We start from the raw sequence: 11,102 nt of genomic DNA on the forward strand, positions 1-11,102 counted from the left end.
GGACAGAAAAATTTATGTTAAAAGTCAGTAAAGGTCAAAAATTCTTTGACCTTTACTGACCAAAAGACTATAATGATGTTGTAAGCGATAGGGATAAAAAAATAAAACAGAAAAAATACCCCTATAAAATTCAAGGAGGAATGCATTATGGCAAATCTGTATCCAACAAAAAAAGATCGTGACGGGTTCTTTGATTTCCTGCCTTCCTGGTTTGATGAATGGGGACACAACTTCTTGTCCAACTCAGGTATCCAGCCGTTTGCTGCAGACATTGAAGACAAAGAATACGAGTATGTGATCAAAGTCGATCTTCCAGGGTTCAGTAGGGACAATATTCATCTGGATTTTGACCAGGGTGTCTTGACTGTCCAGGCTTCGCGGAAACAGGAAAGTAATGAAAAGGATGAAGACGGCAGCTTTTTGCGGAGGGAACGCTCATCAGGATCCTACGTGCGCAGGTTTATGCTGGATGGCGTGGATGATGAAAAAATTAATGCAACATTCAAGGATGGCGTTCTGGCTGTAACTCTCCCGAAGAGAGATGACGCTAAGAAATCAGGGAAACTCATTTCGATCAATTAATCAATTTTTATGTAAAAGGGGTCGCTTAATCGCGATTCCTTTTTTGTTTTTAATATTTACTTTATCTGTAAAAACTTATATAATAAATGCATTGCTTTCAGATGAAAAGGGAGGTGAGTGTCATGAAGTTATCATACGTTGTGGTTTTTCCCGTTCGCGGAATTAAATTTGTTACTGCACATGATCATTTGACGCTTGCCCCTTTTTCAGGCATGGATAATAAATAAACGTTTTTTTTGATTTGACATTTTCGTTTATTGTTATTTAAAAGCCGCGGGAGAAGGGAAAATATTCCCCCCGCGGCTTTTTTGTGCCTGAAACAGCTATTGTTTTGCATTAAGGAGGTTGTACTTTTGCGTATTTTTGTGGACTTATGGTGGTTTTTTAAACAAGAAAGGTTCAAATATTTATTTGGTATTATTTTTCTCATGCTCTCCAGCTTTCTGTCATTGATTCCGCCCTATGTTGTCGGCATCATTGTAGACGACATTAGAAAGAGGAATCTGACACTCCTTGTGCTTGCTGAATGGATTGGTTTTCTTGTTCTTGTCGGAGTTGTATATTACTGTACAGGTTATATTTGGCGGCAGTTAATTTTTGGATCTTCGATTATTCTGGCCAATCAATTGCGTAATGACCTGTATAAGCACTTTACGAAACTTTCTCCTAGTTTCTATCAGAAGCAGAGAATAGGCGACATGATGGCGCATGCGACTAATGATATTAATGCCGTTCAGGGTGCCGCCGGTGAAGGCATTCTGACGCTGGTTGATTCAATAACAATGGGTGCTATGGTGATTATTACCATGTCGGCTTTGATCAGCTGGAAACTGACCATAATCGCTCTCCTCCCGATGCCGATTATGGCTGTGCTGACGATGTATTATGGATCGCTGTTACATAAAAGGTTTGGTGTAGCCCAGGAAGCTTTCTCTGACCTGAACGACAAGGTTCAGGAGAATATATCCGGCGCTCGCGTGGTCAAGGCTTTCGGAGAAGAGGAAGCGCAGATCCGTACGTTCCGGGACGCATCAAAAGATGTGGTGAACAAAAACTTGGCGGTCGCGAAAATCGACGCATTATTTGATCCGACGATCACCTTCATCGTAGCCCTTTGCTTTTTTCTGGCGCTTATTTTCGGCTCCGGATCCGTTGTCAGCGGCAGGCTTTCAATCGGGCAACTGACCAGTTTTACACTCTATCTGGGTCAGCTTGTCTGGCCGATGCTCGCATTCGGTTGGCTTTTCAATCTCGTTGAGCGTGGAAGTGCTTCTTATGACCGGATACGGCGACTGTTGGCAGTAAAACCAAAAATCACTGATGCGAAAATGGCTTCAGATGAGGTGCCCAGCGGTGCAATTGATTATAATATCCATTCGTTCAGCTATCCGGGAAGTAAGAACCCGGCCCTGTCTGAAATTACCTTTTCGGTCGGCAAGGGACAGACTCTTGGCGTCGTGGGGAAAACGGGAGCAGGAAAAACCACACTGCTCCGTCTGTTGCTTCGTGAATTTGATTTGCAGGATGGTGAGATTGAGATTGGTGAGGTCCCAATAAAAAATGTGACACTTGAGGCACTAAGAAGTGCCATCGGTTATGTTCCCCAGGATCACATCCTCTTTTCTGCAACAATTGCCGAAAATATTGCTTTTGCAAAGCCTGAAGCGACTCAGAAAGAAGTCGAAAGAGCAGCTAAACTTGCCAGCATTCACGAGGACATTCTGAGCTTTGTAGACGGTTATGAGACAATCGTCGGCGAACGGGGGGTAACCCTTTCAGGCGGTCAGAAACAGCGCGTTTCAATTGCGCGCGCACTCTTGGCGGACCCTGAAATCCTGATTTTTGACGATTCACTTTCAGCTGTTGATGCAAGAACTGAAGTGGCTATTCTCAAGGCTTTGAAGAAAGAGAGACAGAACAAAACAACACTCATTTCCGCGCATCGGCTGAGTGCTGTTGAACATGCCGATCAAATTATTGTTGTCAATGACGGTCAAATAAGTGAAAGAGGAACACATGAAGAGTTGATGGGAGAAGGTGGGTGGTACGCGGAAATGTATGCGCACCAGCAGCTGGAGTCCCTCGTTTCGGAAGGAGGCGGGAAACAATGAGAGCAGAGATGAATCCCGCACAGGAACAGCGTACAGAAGAACATGTCATGAAACGCCTGATGTCTTATCTGTCACATTTTAAAAAAAGCCTGATTCTGGCTTTTTCATTGTTGATTATTGCGACGGCCGCAGATGTTCTTGGGCCGATCGTCATGAAAGTTTTTATTGATAATTATCTGACGCCTCGCTATTTCCCGTTGCAACCGCTGATTCTGCTGGCCGCGGGATTTATCGGATTATACGCGATATCTGCAACTTTTAATTATTTTCAAGTATTGCTTTTTCAGAAGATCGCATTGAATGTGATTCAAAAAATGAGGGTCGAGGTGTTCAGCAAGGTTCAGCATCTGGGACTGAGTTTTTTTGACCAGACACCAGGTGGCAGTTTGGTTTCACGTATCACGAATGATACGGAAACGATTAAGGATCTGTATGTGAGTGTGCTCTCAGCATTCGTCAGCAGTGGAATTATGATGGCAGGTATTTTTGCCGGGATGTTCTTCCTTGATGTCCGATTGGCCCTGATTTGCCTGATCCTGATGCCCTTCTTGCTGACGCTGATGTGGGTATACGGCAGGCTCAGCTCAAAGATTTATCGGGTCACACGGGTGAAGTTGAGTCAGCTCAACGCGAAACTGAATGAATCCCTCCAGGGTATGGCGATGATTCAGGCCATGCGCCAGCAAAAGCGTCTGCGCAGGGAATTTGGGAAAATAAATGATGAGCACAAAACGGCGATGTTAAGAAGTGTCAGCTTGAACAGCCTGATGCTTCGTTCAGCTGTTTATTCGGTCTATCTGATTGGCCTGATCATGATTCTGAGTTTTTTTGGTGTTCAGTCAATCGGTGGAGTGGTTCAGCTCGGGGTGCTCTACGCCTTTGTCAATTACCTCGATCGCTTCTTTGATCCGGTTAACCAGGTTATGCAGCAGCTAACGACGTACCAGCAGGCCATGGTTTCAGCGGAACGTGTATTTGGTCTTCTTGATGATAAGCGTATGGCACCCGTGCAGCAGGGAGATGAGTCGCCGGTCATCAGCGAAGGCCGCGTTGAATTCAGAAATGTGACATTTTCTTATGACGGAAAAACGGATATTCTGAAAGACATATCATTTACTGCCAATCCTGGGGAGACAGTGGCACTGGTCGGGCACACAGGGAGCGGAAAAAGTTCGATTATTAATCTATTGATGCGCTTTTACCCTGTGGAGCATGGAGCCATTTATATCGACGGAGAACCGCTGAAGAACTACTCTGACGCGGAACTGAGAAACAGGATCGGCCTCGTGCTGCAGGACTCGTTTATGTTTGTGGGAGACGTAACTGACAACATACGCCTGAGTCATGATGTATCGGATGAGGAAGTGAAAGCAGCGGCTCAGTTTGTCCAGGCCGACCGATTTATTGAAAAACTGCCCAACAAATATCATGAACGGATTGGGGAACGCGGCGCTACATTTTCAAGTGGCCAGAGGCAGCTCCTTTCTTTTGCCCGGACAATGACTCTTAATCCTAAGGTGCTGGTTCTTGATGAAGCCACAGCAAGCGTGGACACAGAGACAGAAGAGGCGATCCAGGCTGCTCTGGCACGGATGAGAAAGGGAAGAACGACTATTGCGATTGCACACCGGCTTTCAACTATTCAGGATGCGGATCAGATCCTTGTCCTTCACCGTGGGCAAATTGTTGAGCGCGGAACTCATCAATCGTTGCTGAAGGAAAAAGGACTGTATTTTAAAATGTATCAGCTTCAGCATGGAAAAACAGGGGAAAATGAAACAATCGCCCGTTAATCCTAATGATTGATTAATGGTGATACGAAAAGCAGCGCTCTTTTGGGAGGCTGCTTTTTTAAAAGACAAAAAAGTATGATCGATGGACTCAATCTGCGAATATACATTCGAACTCAGACGCGGAGGTGCGAGACGCCCGCGGCAAGCGAGCAACCAAAGCGTCGCCGGAAGAAGGCAAAACAATGCGTATCAAGGATTTTTAGGACTGGGCGATTTTTGCCCGGTTTTTCTTATCCCAAATAAGAATACCGAAATTGAGATTGAGTGTTTATCATTCTGCAATTATGGCATGATGGCATATAATAAAAGCAGTGATGGATGCAATCAAGAATTTGAGTAAGAGGTGATTCCTGTCATGACCAAACAAATTGTATCGATCAAGGTTCCGCTCAAATCCATGAACACTTTAACACTCAAGCGCGCGCTACGTCTGTATGAAACGATAAAAAAAAGTCACTGTACCGCCTATTTTTCAATCGACGGGAAAACATTTTCGGTCAGAGAGCTTCCCAAAACGCTTTCTTTCCTTTCTTCAATCAGAACGAAGGAGGTTTTGCTTGTCATTGAGGGTGAAAATGCTGAGGCTTTGAATCAACAAATAAAGGGGTCCATTCAGACTTTAAAAGAAAATGCCCGTGAAAATCCCGGGCTTTATCGGCAGAACGGGTGATTTGGATCTAATGTATAAAAGAGAAGGAAACGAGGCTGTTTTTCTGCCTCGTTATTTTTTTATTTCTCCATCTGAACCATCGAAGGGGTGGAAGTCTTCAAGCATGTCTTACTCATGATGGCATACAATGAAAAGGCAAAGAGTTACTGTCGGAGCGGGCTATGAACAGATTTATCAGAATAGGGTAGCTCCAGACGAGGTGGCAGGTATGCACAGAAGACATATGGGTAAGATCATCGCGGTGGTCGGAATGGCGTTAACATTCTTTCAGGCAGTTCTCGGCTTTTTTTTAATCATTTTTGCAAAACCTGCAGGATTTGCGGCAGCTCTTACAAACAGTGGGGAAAAGGGGACGGCCATTGGGGCGGCCGGCAGCCTGTTCACATTTGGATTTCAGGCGTTAATTGCTGGTGTGGCAGCAGTTTTATTGAGCGCAGCCGCTTTGTATCTAACCCGAGATGAAAAAAGAATGATTTTTGCCGGTCTTTTATTTATTGTTGCCGGTGCAGTGAACAGTGTTGTACTTTTCGCTGCAGGATTGCCTTGCGGAATGGTTCTCATGGCGGCGGGCATAGTTGTACTGATAAGAAAGCCGGGTAAAACAGTTTGATTCAATGCATATATGTGATAAAAAATATCCGCTTTGTCAAGGGCGGATATTTTTTCACTCTACGGATCTGATCTGATTTTGATTTTCAGTGGTTTTATCACTTCTTGTCTTTTCATGGTCGGACGGTGAAGTGGAAATTGATTGCTGTGGGACTTCAAAAATCATCTGAGAACGTGCCGTTGCGAGTTCAATGCCTTCATCGTCCAATATGGCCAATAGGGCAAAATTGAATTTTTCCTTGAGCTTCAGCCATTCCTCGAAATCTGTTGTCCGGACATAAAACTGAACCAACAAATTAATACTTGAAGAAGTAATTTCATCCAGATAAACCATTTTACCCTCATCATAAACTTCGCGGTCCTCAGACAGGAGCTTTCGAATTTGTGTAACACATTGATTCACCAGTGCACGGGGTGTTTCCAGACTTATCGATACGCTGAAAGAAATCCGGCGTTTTTTCATCCTAGAAAGATTTGTTATCGGCTGGTTGGCTAGTGTTGAGTTTGGAACGGTGACCAGAGCCTGATCAGTTGTTCTGATACGTGTCGACCGGAAATTAATATCTTCAACGATTCCTTCAATCGTACCAGTATGGATCAATTCTCCAATGGTAAACGGAGCATCAGTAATGATCACAAAACCTCCAAACAAGTTGCTGAGTGTATCTTTTGCGGCCATTGCGATGGCGAGACCCCCGATACCCAGACCCGTAATCAACCCGGTCACATGATAGTTCCATTGATCCAGAATCAGCACAATCGTCAAAATGGCCACAATAAATTTGGCTAATTTGGAAAGAAAAGGAATAATAATATTATTGAATTGTAAATCATAACGGGCACCCATGTGGCTAAAAAAAACACCGATTGTGTCGGAGAAGAGGTAAAAGCCCCAACCAATTGAAAATGTGGCTGCTGACTGGTAAAAGAGAGTAATCACATGCTTCCAGTGGGATGGTATCGGCAGATAGGTCAATGCCAGATAGAATCCGGTCGCAATCAGGATAAAACCGATTGGTCGGCGAAAAGCGGTGATCAAAGCATCATCAATTTGGCTCTTACTGAACTTCGTAAGCTTAGCAACCAGCTTCGGAAAATATTTGGAAAAGAGGAAGCGTGCGAAGATAAATAAGACTAGAATACATAGAGCTATTATTCCATCTGTCCAGGTGATTTTTGTTAACCAGTCAAATTGATTCACCGTTATGTCACTCCGAAAAAAATATTTTGATCCTTCTATGATAGCACGTAATTCCCGGATTCGCATAAACACTCAAATTATTATTGACATAAAGAATACAACTGTATATATTGAATATATACAGTATGAACAGTTGGTGTTGCTATGGATATTATTCTCATGAATTCCGCAGATCAGCCCATCTATCAGCAGATCAGAAATCAGATTGCGGAACAGATTTTAAACGGTGGTATTGAGGAAGGCGGCCAACTGCCTTCCATTCGCGCATTGGCTAAGGAGCTGGGGATCAGCGTCATCACAACAAAAAGGGCATATGAAGATCTTGAAAATGACGGGCTCATTGATTCCGTTCCTGGAAAAGGTTTTTTTGTTTCTCTTCACGATAAAAATGCGTTGCGGAAGAAACAATTGGCAGAATTACAAACTCAGCTGAAACAGCTTATTGGCGAAAGCAAAAAGTATGGCATGACCCTGAATCAGATGGTTTTGTTAATCAAAAAGTGGTACATGGAGGACTAACGATGGATGATATTCTCGAATTAAGTCATGTCAACAAATCATTTAAAGGATTTGCGCTTGATGATGTCAGCTTTTCATTAAAAAAGGGGTACATTATGGGCTTTATCGGACCAAACGGTGCCGGGAAAAGTACAACCATCCGCTGCATCATGGATCTTGTCCACATCGACAGCGGTGATGTCCGTTTATTCGGCGAAAGTTTTAAAAATAACATAAAAGCCCTGAAGCAACGTATAGGTTTTGTTTATGACCAGGATGTATTTTTCGAGGAACTGACGGTAGAAAAAAATAAACGGGTCATTGCGCCTTTCTATGAAAGATGGGATGATGACATTTTTTATCGGTACATAAAGGAATTTGACGTACCGCTTGACAAAAAGGTAAAAGCACTATCAAAGGGAACAAAAATGAAATTTGCACTGGCCGTGGCGCTCTCACATCATGCCGAACTGATCATTATGGATGAACCGACATCCGGACTTGATCCGGTTTTCAGAAAAGAATTGCTGGATGTCCTGCTTGATGTGATTCAAGATGAAAATAAGGCTATCTTTTTCTCAACGCATATCACGACGGATCTCGAAAAAGTTGCAGATTATATTACATTTATTCTGGATGGGAAGATCTTATTCAGTAAGGAGATGGAGGACCTGTCAGAGGCCTATTTACTCGTTAAAGGGCCAAGGAGTGCGGAATCTGAAATAAAAGCGGCTCATCCCATTTCGATCAAAGAGACGTCGCTGGGGTTTGAGGCACTTATGGAAGGGAAGGAAGCAAGAGAACTCGCAGATCAATCTAATCTTCATCTAGAGAGACCCAATCTTGATGAAATTATGTATTATCTTGTCAAATCAAATGGTATTAATCGTTAAGGGATTCTGATTCTGTCGTTAACATTGAGAGGGGAGTCGTAATGTATCAGTTGATAAAGAAGGAAATCTTGACACAGAGGAAGCTGGCTTATGTCCAACCCTTATTTTTATTGGTCTGGCTCTTGAACACAGGGAGTGGAACCACATTTAATGTGACGGACAATTCTTTTCTTCCTGTAGTAAATGGTTTTATTGCTGCGTACTTCGCGTATTTAATGGTTGTCTTTTCTAATTTTGGCACAAAAGAAAGTGACAAGAGACAAAACCGCCTTGTACTTAGTCTTCCTGTGAGAAGGCGTTCAGTCATTGACGTTAAATACGCTATGATCAGTTGTTGGTGGCTGTTTACTTATTTTTTCTGTGTCATTTTCACGTTACTATTAAAAGTTATTTTTCAAGCAACAACCATACAGATCAGCTTTAGATCGTTGATCTTTTCGCTTTGCATAACCTATCTACTTTCATCAATCACATATCCTGTTTATTACAAATTCGGCTACAAGATCACTCAATTTATTGCGATGCTTTTCCTCTTTTTGTTTTTCTTCTTTATTGAGAAAATATCACAGAACGGAATCTATTATGAAGCCTTTTCGGAGGTCACTGGATATCCGATGATCGCTATTATTATCGTAACCGTAATTATAGTCTTTGCCTCTTATTTCCTGTCTATTCACTTTTATCAAAAGGAGGAATTCTAGATGCTGCAAAAAACTGGATGACGAGGTACATCATAAATGATCCATCCATTGGAAGATTTACTTATGCCATATCCATCAAAAAGGAGAAATTTTAAATGAAAAGAACAGGTGAAATAGTACTGGCAATCATTGCAGGTGTGATTAATTTTCTAGCACTAATCTCAGGTGTGCGCTCGGTTTCATTAAATCCGTCTGCGTTAGAACAACAGCTCAGTGCAGCGGGAAGTAATCTGAGTTCTCAGGACGTCACCAACATCGTCCATCTGCTCCATTTGGTCGGTACGATTCTTGTTGTTTTTTCTGTCATCAGCCTTATTTTAATGATCGGATCACTCATTCTTTTGAAACGCGGCAGCGGGACGAAACTTGGCGGATGGCTTCTGATTTTGGCTGGTGTCACAAGTATAATGGAAGTCGTTCCGGCTGTTCTCTATGTCATAGCCGGAATTATGACCCTTGCCAGGAAGCCAAAAAGTAACTTTTCAAATGCGGGCATCTGAAACTGTATTATAGCTATGGAAGGAGCCATAAGGGATGATTCATTTAATGGTAAAGGATATGTATACGCAAAGAAAGACAGCCTATATTGCACCGGTTTTTCTGCTGATTTATGCTCTGAGCTGGGGAAATTTGTTTGGCAATAGTGAGCTGTTGTTTCAATGGATAAATGGCCTTGGTGTGGCTTTTATCGCTTTTCTCATGGTACTTTACTCAAATGTTACTACGGGTGAAAGTGATAAAATACAAAACCGGCTTGTACTCAGTCTTCCTCTGAAAAGGCGGTCGGTCGTGGATGCCAGGTACCTCATGATCAGCGTATGGTGGCTGTTCTCCTGGCTTTCCTGGATCATTATGAGTTTCGTATTGAAAAATGTTTTTCATGAATTTGGCGGTCAGATACTTGATTACAAAGTACTGGTTTTCTCTCTTTGCTTTACCTGTATTTTTACATCAATATACTACCCGATTTATTTTAAATTCGGTTTTAAAGCTGCCCAGTTAGTTGTGATGGTTGTCTTCTTCCTATTTTCGTTTGGAATTGGGAAATTTCTCTCACTAAAGATCAATTCTGGTATTTTTCTGTCGTTCTTAAAACACCCGATGATCTCCAGTATCGTTGTGACCGTGATCTTCGCTTGTATCTCTTATCTTTCATCTCTTTATTTATATGAAAAAGAACAGTTTTAACCCATTTACTGTGATGAAGGAAGTGGTTCTCATTGACTATAAAAAGGAAAAGGTTTTACCATTACGCAATGGCTGCTCTATTTACTGCCATCGGTATCCTTCAAACTGTTGACCATAATGCGTTTGCCGTTTTGTTTTACTTTTGCGCCATTGTTTTTCTTTCAAGCGCGATGCGGTCAAAGAATGAATAGGGAGTTTTGCATCGATAAAAAAAGCGGCCTCTGCCACCGTTTGGTGAACAGGACCGCTCTTTATACTTATTAAATAGGATTCTGTTTACATTTTTCCTTCAGTGAAAATCTGGAAGGTGATTCCAAACTTGTCTGTAACAATGCCATAGGCAGGGCTGAAGAAAGTATCCTGCAACGGCATTTTTACCGTACCGCCTTCACTCAGATCTTCGAAAATCTGAGTGGATTTTTCTTTGCTGTCCGAGGTAATACAAATAGTGACTTGATCTCCAGTCTGACTGGTCTGACCCGGAAAGTTGTCGGAGAACATCAGGTCGGAGTCACCGATTTTTACCATCGCATGTGACACAAGGTCCTTTGCCTCTTCCGGCAGCGGAAAATTCGGATCCGCCGGCATTTCTCCAAAAGTCTGTTTGAAAGCGACTTTGGCATCCAATGCTTTTTCGTAGAACTGAATGGCTTCTTCTGCATTACCGTCCATCATTAAATAGGGGGCTAGTGACAATGCCATGATTAATCGCTCCTTTTAATAAATATCAATTTAGCTTACAAAAGCGTGGTCTAAACCCACCGTCTTTAGACGGTATCCGCTTTTAGCCTTATCTTTTCGTGTCCATACTTTTCCAAGAGGTGAAAAGTATGGACGGCTATCAAAAAAGCGGTCA

General features: G+C 42.6%; 12 protein-coding genes. 10 read left to right on the forward strand and 2 right to left on the reverse strand.

Features of this window, described 5'->3' with window-relative positions; translation table 11 throughout:
* The first annotated feature begins 147 nt into the window (after positions 1–147).
* The 5 genes from E4665_RS16410 (at position 148) to E4665_RS16430 (ending at position 5,766) form a co-directional block, all read left to right on the forward strand.
* Positions 148–582 (forward strand): Hsp20/alpha crystallin family protein, encoded by a 435-nt coding sequence (locus tag E4665_RS16410; protein ID WP_135349886.1) that lies wholly within the window; start codon positions 148–150, stop codon positions 580–582.
* Between the two features lie 353 nt (positions 583–935).
* Positions 936–2,693 carry an ABC transporter transmembrane domain-containing protein gene (locus E4665_RS16415; protein WP_135349887.1) on the forward strand — a complete coding sequence of 586 codons (1,758 nt, stop codon included), beginning with the start codon at positions 936–938 and terminating at the stop codon, positions 2,691–2,693.
* Positions 2,690–4,486 carry an ABC transporter ATP-binding protein gene (locus E4665_RS16420; protein WP_135349888.1) on the forward strand — a complete coding sequence of 599 codons (1,797 nt, stop codon included), beginning with the start codon at positions 2,690–2,692 and terminating at the stop codon, positions 4,484–4,486. The genes E4665_RS16415 and E4665_RS16420 overlap by 4 nt, the downstream gene beginning before the upstream one ends.
* A 355-nt stretch (positions 4,487–4,841) precedes the next feature.
* Positions 4,842–5,156 (forward strand): hypothetical protein, encoded by a 315-nt coding sequence (locus E4665_RS16425; RefSeq protein WP_135349889.1) that lies wholly within the window; start codon positions 4,842–4,844, stop codon positions 5,154–5,156.
* A gap of 127 nt (positions 5,157–5,283) precedes the next feature.
* The gene (locus tag E4665_RS16430; RefSeq protein ID WP_135349890.1) at positions 5,284–5,766 is read left to right on the forward strand and encodes a hypothetical protein; all 483 of its coding nucleotides are present in this window, start codon (positions 5,284–5,286) and stop codon (positions 5,764–5,766) included.
* Positions 5,767–5,820: 54 nt separating this feature from the next.
* Here the strand turns inward: E4665_RS16430 and E4665_RS16435 are convergent, their stop codons facing one another.
* The gene (locus E4665_RS16435) at positions 5,821–6,966 is read right to left on the reverse strand and encodes a mechanosensitive ion channel family protein (protein WP_241654928.1); all 1,146 of its coding nucleotides are present in this window, start codon (positions 6,964–6,966) and stop codon (positions 5,821–5,823) included.
* Positions 6,967–7,125: 159 nt separating this feature from the next.
* Between E4665_RS16435 and E4665_RS16440 the strand changes: the two genes are divergently transcribed.
* The 5 genes from E4665_RS16440 to E4665_RS16460 all read left to right on the forward strand — a co-directional run bounded on the left by E4665_RS16440 (position 7,126) and on the right by E4665_RS16460 (position 10,246).
* The gene (locus E4665_RS16440) at positions 7,126–7,485 is read left to right on the forward strand and encodes a GntR family transcriptional regulator (RefSeq protein WP_241654929.1); all 360 of its coding nucleotides are present in this window, start codon (positions 7,126–7,128) and stop codon (positions 7,483–7,485) included.
* Between the two features lie 2 nt (positions 7,486–7,487).
* Positions 7,488–8,357: an ABC transporter ATP-binding protein gene (locus E4665_RS16445; protein WP_135349893.1), complete on the forward strand. Its 870-nt coding sequence runs from the start codon at positions 7,488–7,490 to the stop codon at positions 8,355–8,357.
* A gap of 41 nt (positions 8,358–8,398) precedes the next feature.
* Positions 8,399–9,058 carry an ABC-2 transporter permease gene (locus E4665_RS16450; RefSeq protein ID WP_135349894.1) on the forward strand — a complete coding sequence of 220 codons (660 nt, stop codon included), beginning with the start codon at positions 8,399–8,401 and terminating at the stop codon, positions 9,056–9,058.
* Positions 9,059–9,153: 95 nt separating this feature from the next.
* Positions 9,154–9,558 (forward strand): DUF4064 domain-containing protein, encoded by a 405-nt coding sequence (locus E4665_RS16455; RefSeq protein ID WP_135349895.1) that lies wholly within the window; start codon positions 9,154–9,156, stop codon positions 9,556–9,558.
* Positions 9,559–9,592: 34 nt separating this feature from the next.
* Positions 9,593–10,246 carry an ABC-2 transporter permease gene (locus tag E4665_RS16460; RefSeq protein WP_135349896.1) on the forward strand — a complete coding sequence of 218 codons (654 nt, stop codon included), beginning with the start codon at positions 9,593–9,595 and terminating at the stop codon, positions 10,244–10,246.
* A 276-nt stretch (positions 10,247–10,522) separates the two neighbouring features.
* Here the strand turns inward: E4665_RS16460 and E4665_RS16465 are convergent, their stop codons facing one another.
* The gene (locus E4665_RS16465) at positions 10,523–10,948 is read right to left on the reverse strand and encodes a VOC family protein (protein WP_135349897.1); all 426 of its coding nucleotides are present in this window, start codon (positions 10,946–10,948) and stop codon (positions 10,523–10,525) included.
* Positions 10,949–11,102: the final 154 nt, after the last annotated feature.

Origin of the sequence: Sporolactobacillus shoreae (assembly GCF_004684935.1) — a bacterium.
In the GTDB taxonomy this organism is placed as follows: Bacteria; Bacillota; Bacilli; order Bacillales; family Sporolactobacillaceae; genus Sporolactobacillus; species Sporolactobacillus shoreae.